This is a genomic window from Metallosphaera sedula DSM 5348 (assembly GCF_000016605.1).
Taxonomy (GTDB): Archaea; Thermoproteota; Thermoprotei_A; order Sulfolobales; family Sulfolobaceae; genus Metallosphaera; species Metallosphaera sedula.
The window spans coordinates 1,956,264-1,978,584 of sequence record NC_009440.1 but is presented as its reverse complement, the minus strand read 5'-3'; the positions used below and the strand labels follow the sequence as shown (position 1 = coordinate 1,978,584).

The window sequence follows — 22,321 nt, the reverse complement described above, 5'->3', positions numbered from 1 at the left end:
GATCTTTTGTTACCTAGTCGTGACACTTAAAAAAACTTTATTTCAATAAATCTGAACAAAATTTCTATTTAAGATAGTTAAACTTATTATTTTTTAAGATAAAGTTCAAAAACTTTAAAGCTTCCAATCTAATATTTTACTACATGGCAGAGCTATTGGTTAACGTGAAGGGTACGAGAATTCACTATCTTAATAATGATCTCTCAGAGAAACCTAGAATTGTGATGTTCCATGGGGCAAGGTTCAATGCCGAGACGTGGAACCAGGTGGGCACTCTGACCCGGCTTAAGGAGGCGGGGATACCGGGAATAGCTGTGGATTTCCCAGGATATGGGAAGTCTGAAAGGGGAAGATGGGGAGATCTTGGGGAATTCATAGGTGACCTTCTGGAGGAAATGGGCCTTGGTGAAGCTGTCCTTCTTGGTCCGTCAATGGGAGGTCATGCTGTCCTTAGTTATGCTGTGAAGCGAGGAAAGTTCTCTGGGTTAATCTTGATTGGGGCCGTGGGTGTAGACGAGTTTGAGAAGGATTTGGGGAAGCTAAACGGCAAGCCAATACTTCTTATTTGGGGATCTAAGGACACCGTCTCCCCTTTAAGCAACGCCAAGAAGATCATGGAGAGGGTGTCCAGTGCTAAACTGGAGATTATTGGAAACCAGCACGCGTGCTACCTGGATGAACCAAAGAAGTTCAATGATACCATAGTGAAATTCATGAATGACCTAAAATGGAGCCCGAGCTAAAGAACTACCTCAAAAAGCTCATTGAAGACAAAAGATATCTCATGGTTCTACAGCATCTGAGAAAGGCAAATGTGGATTACGGTAAGTCAATAATGTTGAATACGAAGATCCCCATCGAGGAAGTGGTGATCATTCTAGATAAGTTGGAAAACCTTGGTTTAATAGAGAGAGTGAAGGGAGCCACACTGAAAAACACTGAAGCCAAATTCAAGTTGAGCTCGGAGGTACATAAGCATCATACCTACTACTCATTAACTAGAGCAGGGGATCATCTTCTTAGATATTTGGAGGAAAAGGACCTAATAGATGCGTACATAGAGTACCTTCAGGGCGACGAGCTGGCACTGAACATAGTTAGACTCGCTGAAGAATTGAACGCAGATCACGCGTTAACTTACGCCAAGCTCACCAAGAAGGACTTAGAGGAGGTCAATTCCAAGCTGGAGCAATTGGTGAAAATGGGGTTGCTGGAGGAAGTTAATGCGAAAATTATCAAATTTGGGGATAGAAAATCAAAACCTAAAAAGGAGACGAGGACGCATCATAAGTATTATGGCCTGACGAGGATAGGGGAATTGACAGTAAGGGAGATGAAAAAGAGGGGTATATTACCAAAGTAGACAACCCAAGAGAAATGAAACTACTTCAACGTAACTTACTTAAAGCTTCTCCTTTACTTCATGATACAATTTAGTCAGTAACTCGTTAATGTAGCCTTCCCTTACTAGCTCGTTAATTTCTTCGCTGTTGTTCTCTATGATCTTGGAAGTCACATCATAGAGTCTTCTCCTAAGCAGGAGTTCCACCATCTTAGTCCTTCTATTCTTGATCCTTTGTTCAAATAGACCCCTCTGCCTAAGATACTCCGCATGCTCTTCAAGGGTGTTAACAAGCTCGTCTATCCCTGTCTTTCTCAGTGCACTTACCTTTAGAATCCTAGGCTTCCATTCATCCCTGAATATCATCTCTCCGCTATCTATTGCAAACTTCACCGCATCATACACCGCCTCAGCTTCAGGTTTATCAGCCTTGTTGATTGCATATACATCCCCAATCTCCATTATGCCTGCCTTCAATGCCTGTATTTCATCGCCCGTGCCAGGGATAACAAGCACTACCACGGAGTGAGTTATGGACATGACGTCCGTGTCAGTCTGCCCTGCCCCCACGGTTTCTACTATTATCCTGTCGTATCCCAGACCGTCTAAAGCCTCCGTTAGCATAATAGCTTCAGAGGAGAACCCGCCGAGGTGACCTCTAGAGGCTATACTGCGGATAAACACGTTTTTGAGAAGTGTTTTATCCTGCATTCTTATCCTGTTGCCCATGAAGGAACCCATGGAAATGGGGCTCGACGGATCTATCATTATTACCCCAACCCTATGTCCGGAAGCCGTATAACTTTCAATTAGATCAGAGATCAGTGTGCTTTTACCTGCCCCCGGTATACCCGTTATTCCCACTGTATGTGCCTTCCCAGACAATTTAGCCAATTCACCCAGGTAGCTAAGTCCCTTCTCAGTCGCGTACTCTATATTGGTCAAGACCTTTGATATGGCCAACTCGTCGCCATTTAACGCCCTATTCAGAAGGTCATCCTTCAACCTTTATACCTCTCTTGGTTGAGGCGAGCTTTGAAACTCTCTGAGCTATCTCCTTCAAACTTGTTCCAGGCAGAAATACGTCATCAACCCCCATAGCTTTCAGCTTGGGAATGTCCTCCGGTGGGATAACTCCCCCTAACACAAGACCTACATCATCTAAGCCAGCCTTCTTCAAGGCCTCAACTATTTTTGGCATCAATTCTAGGTGAGCTCCGCTTAGTATACTAATACCAATTACATCAGCGTCCTCCTGAATAGCGGTCCTAACTATCTGTTCGGGCGTTTGCCTTAGACCCGTGTAAACTACCTCCATGCCTGCGTCCTTAAGGGCCCTGGCGATAACCTTTGCTCCCCTATCATGACCGTCCAGCCCAAGTTTAGCCACTACTACTTTTATCCTCTTATCCATCAGTAGTATCATGTCTCTCAAGTTTAAATAGTTTAAATATTCACGCAAGCAATAATGTTCACTAGGAGGCTGTTTTGATACGAATGGATATGGGCGACAAAATGATCAAACATGATCATGACCACTATACTCAGACAAGCCCCCAAGGATTGATCTAAGAGTTCCTCCCTAAAACAATTCAATAACAGAGCCCTGCAATTATTTTTATATGAGATTTTTATGTAGATTTGAGGAGTATCGAATCCTAAAATGGTGTGACTGAGGATTTGGGCAAAGGCTTATTATCACATAAAGATTTCAGTAAAAATAGACTCATAGATGTTTGAAGTTTGGTATATAACTATTGGACTTTCAATATTTGCCGCTATACTCTCCGTTCTTACTCTAGTCGAGTTCAGCCGACTTAGGATGAGTTTTGGAGGAAAGATATCTGTGATACTAACCGTGTTGGCAGTGTTATTTACTGCCCAAGGAATAACTTATTCATTCTCTTTCTTCATGTGGAGCCATGACAAAGATCCTCTTTACGTATATCCTTCGCTAACTATGTCAATCATTGATGCCCTTTCAATGTCTCTGCTATATTATTATCTAGTTAGATATTAAGTAAGGGAAATAATCGCTATTATCTTATTTCATTGTATTTTCTTACAACATCAATGATAAAAATACCAGCAGGAATCGCAATAACAATAGAGGAGAAAAGGGTGACGGAATACGGGTTTATCATGTTAATGACCCAAAGCAGTATCAGGGACGCAATAAGGAACGAAGCCATAAACGCCGACCTGGGAATAAGCACGTTCATTAATTTGACGAAATCTCCTAGGATTAGCTTAGTAACCACGTAGCCATCATCTGTCTCTTTGACCAGACCGTTCTCCTCCAGTTTCTTCAGGTGATATAAAGCGAGTGACGGAGAGCTTAATTTAAGTTCCCTCTGAATTTTCCTCAGAGGGACAGGATCCTTCTGCTTCACAAGATAGTAGTATATCTTTCGCCTAGTCCCTGTTAAGCTCTCCATATGCTATGTGAATCCCAATTACACTATAAAACTTTTCTTCATTTTGGCTGTACAATTAAGTGATATTTGGCACGATGTACCGGATCAAACGCAAGTATCAGGAAGGTAATACAGCGAGGAGTCATGAGGTAAGGGCTAAGCTTCCTAGAATCTGACTGCAACTCGCGTGAGAGTTAAACAAAGTTTCAAATACGGGGCCTATCAAATAGATTCTGAGCAAGATGGAAGGTTTTGGAGAATTTGAGAGCAGACCCTCAAAGGATAAGATCAAGATCCTCAAGGGCACTACCACTGTGGGTTTAGTGGTTAAGGATGCCGTTATCCTGGCTGCCGACAGGAGAGCCAGTGCAGGGTTTTTTGTTGCCAACAAGATGGTCAGAAAAATAGTGTACATTGATGACCGCATTGGGATGACTACCGCGGGTAGTGTTGCAGATCTACAATTTATCTATAATTACATGAAGAATATATACCACTATAACCTTATTTCAGGGAATAGACCAGTGACCGTCAAGTCCCTAGCTACTTATCTCACAAACATCCTATCCCAGAACAAGTACTTCCCATATCTGGTCCAGATACTCATGGGAGGCTATGATACCCAACCCAGGCTATTCAATCTCGACTACCTAGGGGACATGACAGAGGAGACATATGTTGCAACGGGTTCAGGTTCTCCAGTGGCCATGGGCGTATTAGAGGATGGCTATAGTCCTGATCTCACGGGCGACCAGGCTATGGATCTGGCAGCAAGGGCTGTTATGTCAGCAATTAAGAGGGATTCCTTCACAGGGACAGGGGTAATTGTGACGAAGATAACGAAAGAGGGCCACGTGGAAAGGGAGATTTATCCTAACAGGAAGGAAGCAATGTAAAGATTTTATACATTGAAGCTTACTTTATTTCATGCTTGTTAGTTCAGTCTTCAAGAACGAGGAAGTTATTCCGCTTCAGTATACGTGCGAGGGTAAAGACGTATCTCCGCCTCTTAAGTGGGAGAGGGTGCCTGGCTCGGTTACCTATGCCATCATAGTTGAGGACCCCGATGCACCCGGTGGTACCTTCGTCCACTGGGTAATCTATAACGTGAAGGTCAATGAGCTTCCAGAGGGAATAGAGAAGAGAGAGAAAACTCAATACGGTCTCCAAGGCCTCAATGATTTCGGAAAGATTGGGTATAACGGCCCATGTCCCCCTAAGGGACATGGATATCATAGATATTACTTCAACGTCTATGCTTTAAATACGGAACTCTCGCTTAGGGCACTGAAGAGGGTGTCGGCAGAGGAGCTAAGGGACGCTATGGAGGGACATGTTATAGCTGTGGGTAATTTAATGGGTAAATACAGGAGGGACTAGCTACAAGGCGGGAAACCGGTTTTTTAATAATGCTCTTCCTATTTTACAACTGATAATGATGGATGAAATATTATGGGCCGAAAAGTACAGGCCTAGAAGTTTAGATGATATCGTGAACCAAAGGGACATCGTGGAGCGTCTGAAACACTTCGTTAAGGAAAAGAACATGCCTCACTTGCTGTTTGCTGGACCTCCAGGGACAGGTAAAACTACCTCAGCCTTGGCGTTGGTTCATGACCTATATGGCGAGAACTATGAGCAATATCTTCTCGAGCTGAACGCCAGTGATGAGAGGGGTATAGACGTGATCAGAAATAAGGTAAAGGAGTTCGCAAGAACAGTGACCCCGGGTAGCGTTCCCTTCAAGACCGTGTTACTGGACGAGGCTGATAACATGACTGCGGATGCGCAACAGGCATTGAGGAGAACCATGGAGCTCTACACCGAGACCACCAGGTTCATACTTGCCTGTAACTACCTGAGTAAGATTATAGATCCGATCCAGTCCCGTACCGCTCTCTTTAGGTTCTACCCACTCAAAAAGGAGGACGTAATATCAAGGCTAGAATTCATCATGAAGCAGGAGGGGGTACAATACGATCCTAAGGCGCTTGACGTGATATATGATGTGACCAATGGGGACATGAGAAAGGCAATCAACGTGCTTCAGGCAGCCTCAGCCTACGGCAAGGTGACGCAGGAGGCAGTCTTCAAGGTACTGGGACTGGCCCAGCCTAAGGAAGTTAGGGACATGGTGAAGCTGGCACTTCAAGGTAGATTCATGGACGCTAGGTCGAAGTTACTCTCCTTGATTATCAATTACGGTCTCTCTGGAGAGGATATTGTTAAACAGGTTCACAGAGATATATTCTCAAATGAGTATCAAATACCAGAAGAGCTCAGGGTTTTGCTGACGGATTACATAGGGGAGGTTGAGTTCAGGATAATAGAGGGGGCAGATGACGAAATACAACTGTCTGCAATGCTGGCAAAACTGGCCCTTCTAGGTCAGAAGTATTTAGGCGAGAAGAAATGACCGTTCCCTGGGTGGTTAAGTACAGACCAAAGACCCTAGATGACGTGGAGAATCAGGAGGACGTAAAGGACGAGTTGAGGTCTTGGATAGATTCTTGGCTTAAGGGATCTCCCTCCTCCACGGCAGTAATGTTATATGGTCCTCCTGGGACCGGGAAAACCTCCTTGGCTATAGCGTTGGCCAATACCTACAAACTTGAGCTCGTGGAGACCAATGCCAGCGATACCAGAAACTTGACCTCACTTAGGGCAATAGTGGAGCGGGCTTCAATTAGTGGTTCTCTCTTTGGAATTAGGGGAAAGCTAATCTTTCTCGATGAAGTGGATGGAATTCAACCAAAGCAAGACTACGGAGCAGTATCAGCAATTCTAGAGATAATTAAGAACACGAAGTATCCCATATTGATGGCTGCTAACGATCCATGGAATCCGAATCTACGTGATCTTAGAAATGCGGTGAAGATGATTGAGGTAAAAAAACTTGGGAAGATCGCTATGAGGAGATTACTCAAAAAAATCTGCTCTGGCGAGAAAATTAAGTGCGAGGATAACGCGTTGGATCAGATCATAGAGGCCTCAGACGGCGACTCTAGATACGCAATAAATTTCCTTCAATCCATTGCTGAGGGATATGGAGAGGTCACGGAAAAGCTGGTAAGTGAGCTAGTAAGAAGAAAGGAGAGGGAGCTAGATCCCTTTGAGACTGTCAGGAGCGTGTTTTGGGCAAGATATGGTTGGCAGGCCAAGCAGGCAGTGTCTAACTCCCAGGTCGAATATGATCTTCTAATGAGATGGTTATCCGAGAACATACCGATTCAGTATGAAATGTTAAATGATATATGGAGAGGTTACGACGCCCTAGCTAGGGCATCTATCTTCCTCACAAGGGCCAAGCTTTCCAGCTGGGATATGCTAAGTTACACCTTTGACCTTATGGGTCCAGGTGTTGCAATGGCCGAAGTGGAGAAGAAGAGTCCCTCGTGGAAAGCGAAGTGGAAGAAGTACCAATTCCCTACCCTAGTACAGCAATTGTACAAATCTAAGAGGACTAGGGATACTAGGGATCAGATAATCAAGAAGATAGGATTCCACCTACATTCCTCTTCGACTAAAATTTACAACGACGTGTTCCCGTTCTTCCTTATCATGACATCAAAGGACTTGGATGAGCTGGCGAAGAACCTAGATCTTAGTCCAGAGGAGATTGAGTTCATTCAGTCCTCACAGGTAAGGGATGTGGCCTTGAAGGAAACTGGATCTACTGCACAGCCCTCTGAGAGAACTTCTAGGTCTAGAACGACCTCTAAATCCAGGTCTAAGAAACCTTGATTTTATTGATCACTTTGACGTCAGTTATAGTGGTAGACGGATACTGGCCCCTCTCATCCTTCTCGTACTTCTTAACCATATCCCAGATGGTCAGCAGGGCAACGGAAACTGAGGTTAGAGCCTCCATTTCCACACCGGTTTTGTAGTGAGCCATAACCTTACTCCTCACCCTAATTCCCTCATCTTCCACAAGGACCTCCATTTCAACCTTTTCCAGGGGTATAGGATGGCATAATGGTAGTAGATCGGGTGTCCTCTTGGCTGCTAGAATTCCCGCAGTCTTGGCTATCGTGATGACGTCTCCCTTCTCTATCTTACCCTCCCTAACGAGCTGGATAGTCTCTGGCCTAAGTTTAATGAAACCCTCAGCTAAAGCCTCCCTTAACACAACTTCCTTGTTGGAGATATCTACCATTATGGCCTCCTTCAAAGGTCCTCAAGCTCTTCAATTAGATTCCTCAATATTATAACCTTTCGATTGGTCATGTTTATTCTCACTAGCTTAACCCTTCCTGAATCAAGGATCTCCACTAGCCCTTTCCTCTCCATCTCCGCTATTTCCCTCTTAGCTATGTCAAATCTTAGCCTTGATTCCCTAGCCACGAGACTAATTGGAATTTCACCCTCCTTGAGGAGCGTCGAGAGTATCCTTAATCTATACAGGCTCCTCTCTGTTATCAAGTTTCATCCTCAGGTTCTTCGTTATTAGATCCTCAAAATCCTGGGTTATGGGAACTGAAAGGGAGATTAGCGTGGTTCTTCCCCTCATTCCCTTCCCACTCTGCTGGGTTTCTAGGATCCCCATTAGTTTCATTCTCCTCACATATTCGTATATCTGCGTGTGTCTCCTGGGTTCTTCCCCAAGTTCCGCACACAACTCTGCGTACTCCTTTTCCAGTTTACCTATTGGGACTGAATCCACTTTCAATCTATTATGTAAATTTATCAAAGCTTTTAACATGATAAGGAGGTGCAAGTCGAGTAAGGGAATTTCGTCCAGAATCTCACCTGCCTCCACATTTATCCTGGAGTTAGCCTCCTTAACGTGCTCAATGAGGACTAGGGGAGAGTTCCTCGCCTCTGCTATCTTTCCTGCCACCTCTAGTGCCTCAATTGCTAGCCTAGCGTTGCCACTACCACCTTTGTCGTGACCATAAAGGTTGGAGATATACTCCACAGTCTCGTCTGGAACCACGTTTGGGTAAAAGGCTTCGTTAACTCTGTCCATAAGTATGTCCTTCAGTTCGTTGGACTTGTACGGTTCAAGTCTTATTACGTTTCGTAGAATGTGATCCCTGATACTCCTGTCCAGCGTGTACAGGTTTTGTTCATCCCTCATGATGAAGATATAGCTAATATGCCTAGATGCAGAGGAAAGTTCATCATAAAGTCTCACAAGGAAATAGATATCCTCATAGGAGGAGGTATTTATCAAGTAATCAAATTCATCGAGGGTCAGTATTAGATGAATGTTCCTCTTTACCAGGTAATCATGAATAATCTTGAAAGCCTCCTGAGACGAAAGGCCCCTAACTGGAATTGGTAACTTTAGATGGGAGGCTATTTCCATGGTTAACAGGTATAGCGTCCTCTGACTATGACAGTTAGCATGAATGTACTCAAGCCTCAACCCTCTCTCATTTAACCTTTTCTTGAGCGCTTCCCCGAAGGATTTGGTAGTCACGGTTTTTCCGGTACCAGTAGGGCCTGATACTACAACTCTAACTGACGTGGAACCCATGTTAGTGGTAAGTTCCCTAAATGCTAGGGATAACTCCTTGATTTTCTCTTCCCTATGCGGAAGTCGGCTAGGTATGTGATCTGGCGATAATACCTTCTGTTGCTTGAAGATAGTGCTTCCAGATAGGCCACTCTCTATAATGTCCTCGAGATTAGTCGTAACTTTCACCTATTCCTAAAATTAGTGGTTATACCTTATATTTTAGCTGAGAGACTTAACCGAAACTTTCTCCTGATCCTTTCTGAGGAGCGATATGGTACAGATTTCCCCAAGTACATTAATGGATAGCTTCAGATTGAAATTTTTAGAATCTATTTTGAACTTATCCCTTAAGTATCCTCCCAAGGCCATCTGAAGGGTTCTGCAATCTAGATTACCAGATCTGAGAATACATTCCACATACACGGATCCGCCTTTCCCCTGTAGCATGGCAAGGGAGGAGGTGATAATTTCTCTATACTCAGCCCTAGTTACTTGATCCACAGGATAAACTTTTCTAGCACATGCTGGAGGAGCAGACATGACTAACCCATAACACTGTACGCTTGGTAATTTCGAGTAAACCAGCAACACGTTCTTTATGGGTTCTTCAATTCTGACCTCTACGTCATATGGGATTAGCCTGTTTAGGACATCGGTCCTGCACTTGTTCCCCTTATTAGGGGCAGTAGTGATCAGTAGCCTGACCTGCTCAAACTTGTCCATGAATTACACCACGGAGCGGTTTATGTTCAAAGTCCACGCTGTAAAATATTGTCTTCCTTTTAAAGGATACACATCAAAATGTATTAGTGTAGTGGGTTTGATCAAGGCTAAGTACAGGGCTCTAGGAAGACTTGTCAAGACTTGGAAGAGAAGGGTTGAGGTTCTAGATGACACCTTTACCATTGATCTTGGAATGGAGGAAGTTAAACTAGCGAAGGGAAGTCAATCGGAGTTACCGTCATGGTTAATAGAGGTTCTGGAGCCCGAAGGTTATGTATCTCAGATTCCAGTTACCATAGAGGAAATATCGAAATATCTTTACCAAGAGAAGCAGAACGCCACTGTGCCTGGATCCCTTGTCCAAATCCCGTGGGACTTTTACATGAGAGCGAGATATACTCTCAAGAAACTCTCAGGGAGTAGTTCCCCTAGCGATCTGGAGAACTACAGGAGGCTGTCCTACATGGTCAACGAACTACAAAGACTAAGGATTAGAAAGATAGTCCAGTTGGCCAGCCTCAACGTGTTTGACCAAACCCTTATAAATAAGATGACACCAGAGGAAAATTTGGTATTTCAAGATTTGAGACTTTCACTTACCTTGATAGGTGAGGGTGATGGAGACTCAGCAGTTTGATTTAGGTGAAAGGCTGGAGGAATTTATCAGAACCTCTAGGGATAGAGACGGGAACCTGAAATACCTTCAACAGATCAATGAGATACTGGCATTTAGGAAAAGGAGCCTCGTAGTGGATTTCAATGAGATTTATCAATTTGATGAGAAGTTGGCAACAGAAATAATTAACAGTCCGCTATCAACTCTGCCCATCCTGGAGGGCAGGATCCTCAAGTTATTGGAGGAGCAAGACCCACAGTTCGTAACTGAGGTTCAGAGGGTTCATCTGAGACTTGTAAATGTTCCAAGACTGGTGGAACTACGCAGGATCAGAAGTTCTGAGATAAATAAGATAGTTGTGGTTGAAGGTATACTTACCAAGCAGACCCCAATTAAGGAGAGGGCCTACAGGATAGTCCTCAAGCATGTCCATCCCGAGTGTAACGCAGAATTCAGATGGCCAGAGGACGAGGAAATGGACGAAACCATAAAGATGCCCTCTGTGTGTCCAGTATGCGGTAAACCTGGCCAATTCGATATTATTCCTCAGAAGGCTGAGTTGACCGACTGGCAGAGGGTCATAATCCAAGAAAGGCCAGAGGAGGTTCCTCCAGGTCAGATCCCTAGGCAATTGGAGGCAGTATTTGAGGATGACCTTGTGGACTCAGCGAGACCGGGGGATAGGGTCAGGTTTACCGGGATTCTAATGATAAAGCAGGATTCCTTCCTCCGCAAGGGGAGCAGGTCTATCTTCGACATCTACCTGAAGGTAATTAACGTGGAGATATCCCAGAAGGTACTAGATGAGGTTGAGATAACGGAGGAGGATAGGAAAAAGATAGAGAATATGGCCAAAAATCCCTGGATAAGGGAAGCCATAATATCCTCCATCGCCCCCTCAATTTACGATCATTGGGAAATCAAGGAGGCTATAGCCCTAGCCTTGTTCGGTGGCGTATCAAGAGTTATGGAGGATGGAACGAGGACAAGGGGGGACATACACGTGCTCATTATAGGCGATCCGGGCACCGCGAAGTCGCAGATTCTTCAGTTCGCAGCTAGGGTGTCCCCAAGATCTGTTTATACCACGGGTAAGGGAGCCACTGCAGCTGGTCTCACTGCGGCGGTGGTGAGGGAGAAAAACACTGGAGACTACTATCTGGAGGCCGGTGCTCTGGTCCTAGCCGATGGAGGTATAGCGGTGATAGACGAGATAGACAAGATGAGAGAAGAGGATAGGGTAGCTATACATGAGGCCATGGAACAACAGACGGTCTCCATCGCAAAGGCGGGAATATTAGCGAAGCTTAATGCCAGAGCCACTATCATAGCAGCTGGAAACCCCAAGTTCGGAAGATATATCCAGGAGAGGGCCGTTGCAGAAAACATAGAGCTTCCGCCCACTATCCTCTCCAGGTTTGACCTCATCTTCATACTCGTGGATAAGCCCGGAACGGAGGACCAGAACCTGGCAAACCACATCCTGGACATGCATGGTGGGAAGGAGATAAGGAACTTCATTCCGGTGGAAGACCTAAAGAAGTACATAGCCTTTGCGAGGAAGTTCGTGAACCCGAAGTTGAATGAGGAAGCGAAGCAACTCCTAGCAGACTTTTACGTGGAAATGAGAAGGAAAAGTAGCGAAAACCCTAGCTCACCAATTCTCATTACTCCAAGACAGTTAGAGGCACTCATTAGGATTACAGAGGCCTACGCGAGGATGGCTTTACGCCAAGAGGCCACAAGGGAGGATGCAGAGAGGGCGATAAATATTATGAGAATATTCCTTGAAAAGGTGGGGATTGACGTTGAGTCTGGCTCGCTCGATATAGATACAATAATGACTGGGAAACCGAAGAGCGCTAGGGAGAAAATGGTCAAGATTATGGAGGTTATCGAACAGTTATCCAATGATAAGGGTTGCGCTAAACTTAAGGATATAATAAAAGAGTCTGAAAGAGAAGGCATAGAGAAAAGTAGCGCTGAAAAGATAATATCAGACATGAAGAAAAGCGGCCTAATTTATGAGGCTGCGACTGAGTGCTTTAAGAAAGTTTCCTAACCAGATCTCTTGTATATTTCTAGAGGGGTCCAGAGAACCCATGACGGCACAGCCTTAATCAGTTCATATGCCTCTTCCCATCCTGTTAGATTCAGCTCCTTTGCCACGCCGTCCAAAGTGAGAAGAGTTCTTGCATACCTGTTAAGAACTGACACCGCGTTTTCGTCTATGACGATTTCCTTGCCCGTGGAAAGTTTTACCTTAATTGGTTCCATGATTCGATTCAATAATGCATTACCTAAAATAACTTTCTCTTCTAGATGTTATGGATTATGTTATTGACGCTGGATACGCCATATAATTCCCATACTATTATCGAAAGAATAACAACTGCGAAAATAATGGTAAATGCACCAAGTTCTACCTGTTTCCTCTCCAAGAGGAAAGTCCCGGCTAGTAACATGCCAACCAATATCACTCCAAGGACCAGATAACCCCCGTTTGTTGGGCCTCCTTGGGAATAGGTTATTGGGGAAATGTAATAGGGAATTGCTAGAACTCCTGCTATCCCAACAATTAAGATTATTACAAGAATTATTGTTACATAGGTCTCAAGTATTTGCGATAACGTTCTTTGCGGATTTACCATGACACAATTACCACGGGACGCTTTTTATTCTTAATCGATATGCTGCAATGTTTGTAAGGACGTGAGCCACGAAAGCTATTGCGACCACTAGAAGGAATTGGTACACTGTAACTGAAAGCCCTACCAGGTACCCTAAGGCTGTAGATCCAAAGATGAAGTCCAGCTGATCCAGGAAAGGAGCCCTTCCACCTCTAGGTATATTCATCCTTCTCTTAATAAAGGCGCCTAGCATATCCCCTAGCATTGCGCCCAACGATTCCATAAAGGAGATAACGATCCAGTGTATACCTAGAAAGAAGGACAGAACAACGCCCACGGTAGTACCATAGGTTAGTCCCATGAGCAATCCCTCAAAGGTCTTACCGTCTCCCAGGATCCTTCTACCGTCCGTGAAATTTTTCCCAAAATCTATGGGATTGCCCTTCCTTACCATGGGTCCTGATCCGTTGGCCACAAAGGCTGGTAAATAATACACCAACCCTAGCAGTAACTCCACTAGGTACATCCCAATACCCCATCTTCTCTTATGGCAAACTTACATCTCCTTCCATTACCTATGATGTACCTTCCTGTGGTTCTGAAGATATCATCTGAGTAGAAGGTCATTATCTTATGCCCGCTCACCCTGTTGTTAGTTGACATCTCCCAGGTCATGAGCACCCTTCGCCTAGCCAGCTTAAGTATGTTAAGTGTCATTAGAAACTGAGAGATTTTTCTATTTATCCTATAAAATCTGTTTATGGCGTCAACCACGATAACTCTTGGGTCCATCTCCACCGCCTCCATAACGGCCACAAAGAGCTCATATTCACCGCTAGCATCTACAAACATGCTGTCCCATCTTCCCTTGATTCTACCCTTGTAACCCTGACCTGTGGTCGATATGAACACTCCGTTTCTCATTTCCCTAATCACGTGAAGACCCAGTGCAGTCTTTCCCGTTCCCGAGGAACCAAATATCGAGATAATATTACCTCGATTGAAAAGGAAATCAGTTACTGATAAATGTTTATATCCCACTGATAAGTGTTATATTTGTGAAAGATAAAAAGGTAGTCCTCAAGCTTGAGGATCCTAAGCTTTTCACCACCCTGTACAGAAGGCTAAGGAGTTTTGGGGTGGATGTGTCCTACGATTCCGGTAGCCTCGTGGTATCAGATTCCGGAGAGGGCGATATCCCTATATCTAGAACGGCAGATCCTTCAGAGACTGCAGTTTCCATTTTCTTAAGGCTGTTAAACAAGGAGAGATTTGACGAACTACTCATTGGCATCGATACTAATCAAGATAGGCTAACCCTCGCTGTGGTAGCGGACGGGCAACTTTTGGAGTCTGAGGAGTTAGAACTTGAGGAGACCCCAGGCTATATCACAAGAGTTATCGAGAGGTATCCGCACAGGAGAGTTTACATAGGTGTTGGAGTGGGCAACGGCGGAGGAAGGAAAGCTTATGAATACCTCAAAAAATTCTTCCCCCACGCTAAGAAGGTGAATGAGTCCAAAACCAACTACAGGACACCATATGTCTCGATAAAGGATAAAGACCTAAGGGCTGCCTACGTCATTGCAATCAGGTCCACTACATGAGGGTTTACCCTAACCAGTACGTGATCATGAGGGGCCCGTGCGAGCTTAGGGTAACTGGTGGAGAGATCAGGATAATGGGGCTAAGCCAAGATCTTTACCTTATTCCAGATACCACGTTTACAGTATACAGCAGAAAGGGGGCGGAGATAGAGTCCGATTGCGAGTCACTCGCCACGTTGCCAACAACGGGATGGGAAGAAGTTGCAGAGCTCATATCCCTGACGGGCGGAAGGGTTATCGTGATTGGGGACTTGGATTCTGGCAAGAGCTATTTTTCTAGGACTCTCTACAATATGGCAAAGGACTTTGCTTACGCTGACCTGGATCTGGGTCAGTCGAGTCTCTTTCTTCCAACATTCATGTCCATGACACAAGGAAGTAAGCTCTGGTTTCATAATCCGCTATCCTTCACTAGGGCTGAGTTCTTTGGGGACATTTCCCCGTCTCGAGATCCTAACCTTCACCTTGAGCTCTCCCTCAGGCTAGTCAAAGACATCAGGAACATTGTTGTGGACACCGACGGCTGGATTAGGTCTTCAGGGGTGTGGCACAAGAGAAAACTGATCGAGCTCTTGGACCCTGATTACGTCGTAGCTTTAGGCGTAGATGCGCTAAGGCTTATGCCGAGGAATTACAGACAGAGGACCTTCCTACTCAAGCCAGTTCAAATTAGGCGAAAGAAGACAAGGACTGATAGACGTGCCAACAGGAGATCACTTTACGAGAGATATTTTGCGTGGGCTAAGGAAGTAAGCGTTAGCAGTTTCGGCAGGAGGATAGGGTTGACAGGAAGCTCCTGTTACCTTCACGATCATCTTAACGGCCTGATGGTTGGGATTATCTCCGGAGGTAAGATAGTAGGTGCGGGCCTCATGAAGATGGAGGAAGGACCTTCCATTAAAACACCTGTGTCCAGCTTTGACGATTTCGTTTTGGGCTTTGTGTCTGTAGACGCGGAGTGGACGGAACGTAGATTGTTCTAGACGGACGTATTGAGACTCCTCCCTTAATAACTCGAGGAAGCAAACAGTCTTTAATGAACCTTGTGGTCATTGAGGGCATCGACGCATCTGGGAAGACTACCTTAGCTAAAAGACTCGCTGAATCCCTTTCTCCCAGGTTCAAGGTCTTGCTCACCCAGGAGCCCTTTACTGATGATATTAAACAACTCCTTGAGAAGTATCAATGGAAGGATCAGGTACTCCTAGCCCTGCTTTTCTCTGCAGATAGAAGAATCCATGTTAAGTGGATGGAATCTCAAAACGTGGATCTCATCATAAGTGATAGATACTTCTTCTCCACGCTAGCCTATCAGGGGGTGGGGGTTGATCGGACCTGGCTTGAGTCACTTAGTTCAATCTTTCCTCTACCCAATCTTACGATACTTCTAGACGTGCCGGTCAACGTAGCACTGGAGAGGCTCAGGAATAAACGTGATTCCCTTGATTTCGAGGAGAAGAGAAAATCCCTGCATCAGGTAAGGGAAAACTACCTATCTCTTGCAAGGAGATATAATTTCAAGATCCTGGATGGAACTCTCCCCTTGGAGAAACTGACCTCTATTTCTCTTGAGCTTGTCCAAGGTCTCTTATCCTCTTCAACCTCTCGAGGGAGTCAAGGTACCTAATTACCTGGACAATCACCTCGGAGTTCATGGGATCAGACTTCAGCTTTTCCACAATAATAGACATAGAGTCAACTAGAACCTGTTCCATGTAGTCGAGCGTAATTCCACGTTTTAGCTTCTTCTCCTCTTCTTCATCCTTCGCTATTATTACCCTACCGTGAATAGGGCACACTATCTCCCCACTCTTTAATCTGTACAAAGGGCTATTGCACACGGGGCAGGCCTCGCTTAACATGGTAGCCCCTTGCCTAAGGAGCTCTGCTGCTTTCTTTACGCTCTGTTCCGAAGACATTAAATTCAGCATAAACCTAAATTTGGTAACATAAAAAGTATATCGGGTGAAAATGTTGGCAACCCTTTATGACAATGAGGCCAAGATCAAGCAAGCAATAGTTCTGCTTCAGAAGGTTGTTAATGACACCAGTGTTCCAAGAAATATTAGGAGGGCAGCCAGCGACGCCATAAGAAACCTTCAGGATCCGTCATTGAGCCCAGCAGTAAGGGCGGCTAACGCGACTGCCATACTTGATGAGATAAGCCAGGATCCAAACATGCCTTCTCAGACTAGGATTTCCATTTGGAATGTTGTTTCGATTCTTGAGACCATAAGAGACTAGTTTTTTAAAGTGTGCGTTTTAAGTAAATGTTGTGCGGGGGTGCCCGAGCTAGGCCAAAGGGGGTAGGCTTAGGCCCTACTGGAGTAGTCCTGCGCGGGTTCAAATCCCGCCCCCCGCATGCCTCTCGCGTGTTGTAACGCTAAAGGTTCTAGATAATATTTCTGGGATCAAATAATTATTCTGCCTTAGATATCTACCTCAACTTAACGGGAGGTATAATGAGTTTAGGTTCCGCCAGAAGCCTTAACTTCCTCAGGTTCCTCATACCACTTTACCTTTTCACCCACCTTTGCCCTGAGTTTCCATTTCATGGACTTTGGGTGGGACTCTATGAGGTTCATCAAGGTCTCTAACTTTTCAAGGATTACCTTTCCCTCTGTGGGAACCGAGGAAAGGAATTCTCTCATTCTATCAAAGTTGATAGTGAAGGTCTTGTAGAAACCCCAGTCATCGGAGAGAAGGTTCGCAATGTACCTTGAATCCAACTCCTTATCGTAGTCCCTATCCGAGATCTTAAACTCGTAGAGAAGGGCAGCTATATCCTTTCTATCGTTCTCGGTTAAATTAATGATCTGCATCTTGGTCAGAAGAAGGTCCGAGGGAGGTATGGAAGGGGAGTAGAGTTTAAGCCTGTCCCTTAAAATTAGCTTGTGACACATCACGAACTCGTCCAAGAAAACGTCCACATTCGTGTTAAGAACAGGGTCGAAGAACAGAAGGCGGTTATATCCATGTAGGGCATTAAATCTCTTATCTGGTTCCATCCCCAGTTTCTGAAGAAGTTCAATAATGGCTTTCCTTTGTGAAGAGAGGCCGAAGTAGTCAGCATCCTTGTAAGTTCTTGGGAAAAGTTTTGCACCCTCTGGTGCTATGGCAGCTACTGCCGCACCTCCTATTAACCTTAATACAAGACCCTGTTCGTTCCCTGTATTTACCACCTCTAGTGCCCTTTTCAGGAGTGTGGACTTGTCTACCGGGATGAAACTACACCCATGTAGAGAGTGACCCGTGGTATATTATTGTTAAGTGTTGGTAATGAGGCGCCGGGAGTGGGATTTGAACCCACGCGGGGTTTCCCCCAACGGCTGCCCACGCTAATTAGCAGGCCGCCGCCCTAACCAGGCTAGGCGATCCCGGCAATATCTAAGAAGAAAACACGATTAAAAAACTTTCACGACGTCTTTTCACGTTAAGATTGTGATTTACAGTCAAAAGCCACGCCTAATACTTACGTCTTCATTGAATCATAGTTACGATAAACCGTCGCTAGAATTTTGCTAATTGAGTACTAGTGTTCTCAGAAATATTCGAGGGATATACAGTAAACAGCCCTCCTTGGCGACAGGATCTAAGAAGATTTTTAAGTCAACGGAGTCCCCTGGAGGTCCATCTAACTCTATTGACTAAATTTAATTAATAGATAATTCTGAGATAAACTATGTTAAAATCAATACCGACTGTTCTACTAAAAATAAGGATAAGAATTAAGTATAGGCTAACTATTATTGTGAATTGATATGGGACTAAAGGAGTTTGTTGTTTCGTTGTTCCAATTGGACAAGGACTGGACTACTAGGATTGTCATGGCTATGCTAGTCATGGGAGTGATTTGGGGCCTATTGGGAGTGATAGACTCCCTTATGGTGAGGATACAAGAGACCGCGTGGGGGCTGAGTGGAACCCTAGTGTTCACTCCGCAGGAGTACTTCGCCAGCATCACGTTGCATGCTGAGAGGGACCTCTTCGGATTCGCTCAGCAGGTGATATATGCCATTTTCATTTATTTCACAATTAAGCTTCTTAACCTGCAACCTAGGGCTAAGTGGTTGCTCAACATCTCCTTCATCCTGATTAACATTTCAATGATGTTTATGGAAGGGCCGATTGTCGTTGCTCCCACTTTTAATGACAACTACTTCAGTGCTACCGACTGGTACTACATATCTCCCATGGGAATTCCCAACTACTCCAATTACGTGGTATCTCCGCTATTCTTTTACGGTTGGCTTCTACTGGACGCCTTCACCTATCTAGCGGGAATATGGATCGTGTACCATTATTATATAGCGTCCAAGCAACTTAAGGAGAAGCTACCTGTTCCTCTGGTATTTTTCCTCATGAATACCTTGCTTTTCATGATAGGCTACTCTGGGGTAACCGCAGCTGATGTATGGGACATACTAGCGTTCTATAACCTGGTGCCCCTCAACGCAATTGCGAACCAAATAGCCTTCTGGATCTTTGGGCATGCTATCGTGTATATGGCGTGGATGCCTGCAGTTGGAGCACTTTATCTTCTTATTCCAACACTAGCTAACAAACCGCTTTACAGCGATAGAATGGGTAGAATTTCTGCTCTGCTCTACTTAATATTTTCCAACAATGTACCCATTCATCACCTATACATGGTTAACCTTCCAGTCTCTATCAAGATACTCCAGGAAGTTCTTACGTATGCAGTTGTGGTCCCCTCAATGTTGACCTTCTTCAATCTATGGGCTACGGTAAAGGGCGCACAGGTTAAGTTCAACGTGATAACTGCTTTCACTGTGACATCCTTCTCTGGGGCCATAGCTGCAGGAGTTACCGGTATATCTAACGCAACCATAGCCTTCGACGCAATAATTCACAACACCGATTGGGTAGTGTCCCACTTCCATGCAATGATACTGCTGTCCATAGTTCCAGCAGCAATGGCAGTGCTTTACTTCATGATACCCATGATGACTGGGAAGCAGTGGTTCTCATCCAAGATGGCGTGGGTTCATTGGATTGGTTACGTGTTTGGATCCATTCTCTTCATAGTGGGCTATGAATTGCAGGGATTCGAGGGCTTGGTGAGAAGGGCTGAGATCTATCCTAGAGTACCGACTCTAATTACGGCAGAGGTTATCTCCACTGTGGGTGCAGTAATAGCAGAGCTTGCTACCCTAGTTTGGTTCCTGAACCTGGTCCTTACCCTAGTTAAGGGTAGAAATATGAACCTAGAGGGAGTAGGGCTTGGCCAGCTCATTGGCACCGTGGGAGCTGCACTAGAGTGGAATGGAGAAAACATTAATATTCCAAGTTTATTCAGTAAAAACATGATAAAGAAAGGATTAAGTGGCCTGTGGACTCTGGGAATATTGGGTGCACTTGTGATAGTGATTAGCATGTTCCCACTGGCCTTCTCTGGTAACACTTACAACGCAATGCCATGGATCTGGATAGTCCTGCTGTCCATAGGGATAGTGCTGATCTCGTATCCCGTATTAAAGGGGGCTAAAAGTTTATGATTTTTTAATTTCGCGTGTTTTTAGTTGAGGTGATAAAAATGGATAAAAAGGACAAATATGAATTGGCGTGGGCGTTATTCGTAATCATTTTGTTCGCTGTTGTGATAATTGGGACTCTTCCCCAGGACTTCACAGTGGGTGGAGTTCCCAATACTCTCTCAGCTCTTAATAAGGATCCGCCTCAGGACATAATCAATACTAGGATAGTGGCAGAACAGTACGTCTTCAAGACTCAGGAAAGCGGAGCAGTAAACGCTCAGGAGATGGGATCCCCAGTTCTTTACAATCTCATTGTAGCCCATCCAGGTGATTGGCTAAACCTAACCATTACCTCTGCTGACGTTACAGGAAACTTCTACTTCCCAGACTACGCTGATCAGGTCGTTGATGACCAGATAGTTCCTGGTCTGGTAACTTACGACGCACTCAAGGTGCCAAATATTACAGGGCCCTTTGTCTTCCTTAACGGAGAGTATAATGGACCGTGGTTCAGCTACCAGGAGGGTGAGCTATTGGTAATTCCAACCAGCGGTTACTTCACTGCCTCCTCAATTTCACAACTCCAGGTTCAAGACACTAGGGCACAGACCAATGGGCTGGTCGGAGATCCCTACAACTCACCCATCATCTCGGTTAGTGGACCAACTACCTTAGTTACGGACAAGTATGGTCTATTTAACAGCTCTGTTCCAGGACCAACTCTCGTGGCGCAGGCTAACAATCAAGTCACCCTCAACTTGATATTCACCACCCCGGCAAGCGATCATAACTACCTGTATAACTACTCATCCAACGGAGTTGCTAGCCCAGTCTCTAACGTACTTGTGGGGATTTACGCTGTGTGGTGGAATGGCACGATTACCCCAGTTGCTCAGAAGCCCATAACCTACGGCACTCCAATTACCTTCACCTTCAACGCCACTGCTCCAGCCTACTTGTACGGAATTGTTACGCCAGTTTACAATGTGTATAACCCACAGGGAATGTCAAACAATTTCATAGGACAGGACAAGGGTTACGTGATGGGAGCCTGGGGAACAATCGTTGTGGAGGGGAGCTAAATGGTTAGCTTCTTCAAACTATTGGGTATAGGTTACGTCTTGGCCATACTCCTCCTCGTATGGGAGCTCGTGGATATAACCTTGCACTCGGCCGCTGCGCCCTACACAGGCCTATTCACAGCCATGGCGTTCCTGGGATTCATAGCGTTTTATCTCTTCGTTAGATTCGCTCCCAGCGAGGAAAAGTGAGGACCTAGTAATCTCCTAAAGTTATTCATTATTTTTTCCTCAAGTTCATCTTTTCTCATTTTCCTTATTTCCACAAGCGCGTCAACCGTGATTCTCACGTTGCAAGGCTCATTTCTGCTCCTATCTGGCCCCATGAAAGGGGAGTCCGTCTCGGTGAGAATGTGATCCTCATGCACAACTCTAGCTATCTCTCTCCTTCCCTTATCTCTTACAATGATGGGTGGAAATGAGAGGAATCCGCCCAATTCCACAATCCTAGATGCATCCCTCATGCTACCCTCGTACCCGTGAATGGCAAACCTTACCCTATAACTGGAGACCAAGTCCAGGATCTCCCTTAACCCACCCCTGGAGTGAATTATCAAGGGTTTATCCTGGGCCTGCCCCAGTTCCATGAAGACCTCTAGTACCTGTTTCTGCTTTTTCCTTAACTCTTCATCCTTAATCCAAAAGTAGTCTAGTCCCACTTCACTTATTATGGGGGCGAGCTCCACCAGCTTCCTTACCTGTTCCAGTTCCTGATCAACCTTCTCAATGAATTCGGGGTGAAAACCTATAGCGGGAACAACGTTTCTATACCGTCTCGCCAACTCAAGTGTTGCCAAGTCGGTTGCAAGGTCGACCCCTGCATTCACAACAAGGATATCACACCTTGAAAGAACCAAATCCCTATCGGAATCAAATTCCCTTACATCAACGTGAGCGTGAGCATCGAGAAGCATTAAAAAAGACTAAAAATTTTGAAGATTA

At 45.0% G+C, this 22,321-nt stretch carries 29 protein-coding genes and 2 tRNA genes; 16 read left to right on the top strand and 15 right to left on the bottom strand.

Translation table 11 applies throughout. The features are described 5' to 3' along the window. Positions 1 to 143 precede the first annotated feature (143 nt). Positions 144 to 743: an alpha/beta fold hydrolase gene (locus MSED_RS10535; RefSeq protein ID WP_012021985.1), complete on the top strand. Its 600-nt coding sequence runs from the start codon at positions 144 to 146 to the stop codon at positions 741 to 743. After that, on the top strand, positions 728 to 1,363 hold the full coding sequence (locus tag MSED_RS10530; protein WP_012021984.1) for a DUF2250 domain-containing protein: 636 nt from the start codon (positions 728 to 730) through the stop codon (positions 1,361 to 1,363). Before MSED_RS10535 ends, MSED_RS10530 begins: the two co-directional genes overlap by 16 nt. 39 nt (positions 1,364 to 1,402) lie before the next feature. On the opposite strand, the gene meaB is transcribed toward MSED_RS10530, so the two are convergent. The 3 genes from meaB to MSED_RS10510 form a co-directional block, all read right to left on the bottom strand. Then, positions 1,403 to 2,347, bottom strand: a complete 945-nt coding sequence (meaB, locus tag MSED_RS10525; protein WP_012021983.1) for a methylmalonyl Co-A mutase-associated GTPase MeaB — start codon at positions 2,345 to 2,347, stop codon at positions 1,403 to 1,405. Then, positions 2,337 to 2,756 (bottom strand): cobalamin B12-binding domain-containing protein, encoded by a 420-nt coding sequence (locus MSED_RS10520; protein WP_374108016.1) that lies wholly within the window; start codon positions 2,754 to 2,756, stop codon positions 2,337 to 2,339. The genes meaB and MSED_RS10520 overlap by 11 nt, the downstream gene beginning before the upstream one ends. Before the next feature lie 625 nt (positions 2,757 to 3,381). Beyond that, complete coding sequence (locus MSED_RS10510) at positions 3,382 to 3,780, bottom strand: winged helix-turn-helix domain-containing protein (protein WP_012021980.1); 399 nt, start codon at positions 3,778 to 3,780, stop codon at positions 3,382 to 3,384. 221 nt (positions 3,781 to 4,001) lie between these two features. Between MSED_RS10510 and psmB the strand changes: the two genes are divergently transcribed. The 4 genes from psmB to MSED_RS10490 are packed head-to-tail and all read left to right on the top strand — an operon-like array spanning position 4,002 to position 7,503. Then, a complete protein-coding gene (psmB, locus tag MSED_RS10505; protein ID WP_012021979.1) occupies positions 4,002 to 4,655 on the top strand; it encodes an archaeal proteasome endopeptidase complex subunit beta in 654 nt (217 codons plus the stop codon). 31 nt (positions 4,656 to 4,686) lie between these two features. After that, the gene (locus MSED_RS10500; RefSeq protein WP_012021978.1) at positions 4,687 to 5,139 is read left to right on the top strand and encodes a YbhB/YbcL family Raf kinase inhibitor-like protein; all 453 of its coding nucleotides are present in this window, start codon (positions 4,687 to 4,689) and stop codon (positions 5,137 to 5,139) included. Between the two features lie 55 nt (positions 5,140 to 5,194). Next, positions 5,195 to 6,175: a replication factor C small subunit gene (locus MSED_RS10495; RefSeq protein WP_012021977.1), complete on the top strand. Its 981-nt coding sequence runs from the start codon at positions 5,195 to 5,197 to the stop codon at positions 6,173 to 6,175. After that, positions 6,172 to 7,503: a replication factor C large subunit gene (locus MSED_RS10490; protein ID WP_012021976.1), complete on the top strand. Its 1,332-nt coding sequence runs from the start codon at positions 6,172 to 6,174 to the stop codon at positions 7,501 to 7,503. The genes MSED_RS10495 and MSED_RS10490 overlap by 4 nt, the downstream gene beginning before the upstream one ends. On the opposite strand, the gene moaC is transcribed toward MSED_RS10490, so the two are convergent. The 4 genes from moaC to MSED_RS10470 are packed head-to-tail and all read right to left on the bottom strand — an operon-like array spanning position 7,490 to position 9,949. Beyond that, positions 7,490 to 7,918 carry a cyclic pyranopterin monophosphate synthase MoaC gene (moaC, locus tag MSED_RS10485; protein WP_048060365.1) on the bottom strand — a complete coding sequence of 143 codons (429 nt, stop codon included), beginning with the start codon at positions 7,916 to 7,918 and terminating at the stop codon, positions 7,490 to 7,492. The two genes, MSED_RS10490 and moaC, sit on opposite strands and share 14 nt — an antisense overlap. Positions 7,919 to 7,929: 11 nt before the next feature. Then, entirely contained in the window at positions 7,930 to 8,184 is a 255-nt protein-coding gene (locus MSED_RS10480) for a hypothetical protein (RefSeq protein ID WP_012021974.1), read from the bottom strand. After that, the gene (locus MSED_RS10475; RefSeq protein WP_012021973.1) at positions 8,159 to 9,412 is read right to left on the bottom strand and encodes an ORC1-type DNA replication protein; all 1,254 of its coding nucleotides are present in this window, start codon (positions 9,410 to 9,412) and stop codon (positions 8,159 to 8,161) included. The genes MSED_RS10480 and MSED_RS10475 overlap by 26 nt, the downstream gene beginning before the upstream one ends. A 33-nt stretch (positions 9,413 to 9,445) precedes the next feature. Then, positions 9,446 to 9,949, bottom strand: coding sequence for a THUMP domain-containing protein (locus tag MSED_RS10470; RefSeq protein WP_012021972.1), 504 nt, complete (start codon positions 9,947 to 9,949; stop codon positions 9,446 to 9,448). A gap of 91 nt (positions 9,950 to 10,040) precedes the next feature. Between MSED_RS10470 and MSED_RS10465 the strand changes: the two genes are divergently transcribed. Further along, positions 10,041 to 10,586 (top strand): DNA replication complex GINS family protein, encoded by a 546-nt coding sequence (locus MSED_RS10465; protein ID WP_235579884.1) that lies wholly within the window; start codon positions 10,041 to 10,043, stop codon positions 10,584 to 10,586. Continuing rightward, complete coding sequence (gene mcm, locus MSED_RS10460) at positions 10,567 to 12,627, top strand: minichromosome maintenance protein MCM (RefSeq protein ID WP_012021970.1); 2,061 nt, start codon at positions 10,567 to 10,569, stop codon at positions 12,625 to 12,627. Before MSED_RS10465 ends, mcm begins: the two co-directional genes overlap by 20 nt. Here mcm and MSED_RS10455 read toward each other — a convergent pair. Genes MSED_RS10455 through MSED_RS10440 form a run of 4 tightly spaced genes read right to left on the bottom strand, consistent with a single transcriptional unit; the run spans position 12,624 to position 14,236 of the window. Further along, entirely contained in the window at positions 12,624 to 12,842 is a 219-nt protein-coding gene (locus tag MSED_RS10455) for a hypothetical protein (RefSeq protein ID WP_012021969.1), read from the bottom strand. The genes mcm and MSED_RS10455 overlap by 4 nt on opposite strands. Before the next feature lie 41 nt (positions 12,843 to 12,883). After that, a complete protein-coding gene (locus tag MSED_RS10450; protein WP_012021968.1) occupies positions 12,884 to 13,216 on the bottom strand; it encodes a hypothetical protein in 333 nt (110 codons plus the stop codon). Positions 13,217 to 13,223: 7 nt separating this feature from the next. Then, a complete protein-coding gene (locus MSED_RS10445) occupies positions 13,224 to 13,721 on the bottom strand; it encodes a CDP-2,3-bis-(O-geranylgeranyl)-sn-glycerol synthase (protein ID WP_012021967.1) in 498 nt (165 codons plus the stop codon). Further along, positions 13,712 to 14,236 (bottom strand): RecA family protein, encoded by a 525-nt coding sequence (locus MSED_RS10440; RefSeq protein ID WP_012021966.1) that lies wholly within the window; start codon positions 14,234 to 14,236, stop codon positions 13,712 to 13,714. Before MSED_RS10440 ends, MSED_RS10445 begins: the two co-directional genes overlap by 10 nt. 17 nt (positions 14,237 to 14,253) lie before the next feature. Here MSED_RS10440 and MSED_RS10435 point away from each other — a divergent pair, with 17 nt between their 5' ends. Genes MSED_RS10435 through tmk form a run of 3 tightly spaced genes read left to right on the top strand, consistent with a single transcriptional unit; the run spans position 14,254 to position 16,429 of the window. Next, positions 14,254 to 14,802 (top strand): hypothetical protein, encoded by a 549-nt coding sequence (locus MSED_RS10435; RefSeq protein ID WP_012021965.1) that lies wholly within the window; start codon positions 14,254 to 14,256, stop codon positions 14,800 to 14,802. After that, entirely contained in the window at positions 14,799 to 15,785 is a 987-nt protein-coding gene (locus tag MSED_RS10430; protein ID WP_012021964.1) for a Clp1/GlmU family protein, read from the top strand. The genes MSED_RS10435 and MSED_RS10430 overlap by 4 nt, the downstream gene beginning before the upstream one ends. A 53-nt stretch (positions 15,786 to 15,838) precedes the next feature. Then, positions 15,839 to 16,429 (top strand): dTMP kinase, encoded by a 591-nt coding sequence (gene tmk / locus MSED_RS10425; RefSeq protein WP_012021963.1) that lies wholly within the window; start codon positions 15,839 to 15,841, stop codon positions 16,427 to 16,429. Here the strand turns inward: tmk and MSED_RS10420 are convergent. Then, positions 16,362 to 16,721, bottom strand: a complete 360-nt coding sequence (locus tag MSED_RS10420) for an Sjogren's syndrome/scleroderma autoantigen 1 family protein (protein WP_012021962.1) — start codon at positions 16,719 to 16,721, stop codon at positions 16,362 to 16,364. The two genes, tmk and MSED_RS10420, sit on opposite strands and share 68 nt — an antisense overlap. A 55-nt stretch (positions 16,722 to 16,776) precedes the next feature. On the opposite strand from MSED_RS10420, the gene MSED_RS10415 reads away from it, so the two are divergent. Together MSED_RS10415 and MSED_RS10410 are read left to right on the top strand one after the other, a co-directional pair. After that, positions 16,777 to 17,046, top strand: coding sequence for a UPF0147 family protein (locus tag MSED_RS10415; protein WP_012021961.1), 270 nt, complete (start codon positions 16,777 to 16,779; stop codon positions 17,044 to 17,046). A gap of 33 nt (positions 17,047 to 17,079) precedes the next feature. Continuing rightward, positions 17,080 to 17,164: transfer RNA gene (locus MSED_RS10410), tRNA-Leu, on the top strand. Positions 17,165 to 17,270: 106 nt separating this feature from the next. Here MSED_RS10410 and MSED_RS10405 read toward each other — a convergent pair. Together MSED_RS10405 and MSED_RS10400 are read right to left on the bottom strand one after the other, a co-directional pair. After that, a complete protein-coding gene (locus MSED_RS10405; RefSeq protein ID WP_048060171.1) occupies positions 17,271 to 18,026 on the bottom strand; it encodes a hypothetical protein in 756 nt (251 codons plus the stop codon). Between the two features lie 61 nt (positions 18,027 to 18,087). Next, a tRNA-Ser gene (locus MSED_RS10400) sits at positions 18,088 to 18,184 on the bottom strand. A gap of 379 nt (positions 18,185 to 18,563) precedes the next feature. Here MSED_RS10400 and MSED_RS10395 point away from each other — a divergent pair. From MSED_RS10395 to MSED_RS12070, 3 genes are read left to right on the top strand one after another with little or no spacing between them, the layout of a single operon-like run. Continuing rightward, positions 18,564 to 20,321: a cbb3-type cytochrome c oxidase subunit I gene (locus MSED_RS10395; protein ID WP_012021959.1), complete on the top strand. Its 1,758-nt coding sequence runs from the start codon at positions 18,564 to 18,566 to the stop codon at positions 20,319 to 20,321. Positions 20,322 to 20,359: 38 nt separating this feature from the next. After that, positions 20,360 to 21,382, top strand: coding sequence for a cytochrome c oxidase subunit II (locus MSED_RS10390; RefSeq protein ID WP_012021958.1), 1,023 nt, complete (start codon positions 20,360 to 20,362; stop codon positions 21,380 to 21,382). Next, the gene (locus MSED_RS12070; RefSeq protein WP_012021957.1) at positions 21,383 to 21,571 is read left to right on the top strand and encodes a hypothetical protein; all 189 of its coding nucleotides are present in this window, start codon (positions 21,383 to 21,385) and stop codon (positions 21,569 to 21,571) included. On the opposite strand, the gene MSED_RS10385 is transcribed toward MSED_RS12070, so the two are convergent. Next, entirely contained in the window at positions 21,532 to 22,293 is a 762-nt protein-coding gene (locus MSED_RS10385) for a TatD family hydrolase (protein WP_012021956.1), read from the bottom strand. The two genes, MSED_RS12070 and MSED_RS10385, sit on opposite strands and share 40 nt — an antisense overlap. Between the last annotated feature and the right edge of the window lie 28 nt (positions 22,294 to 22,321).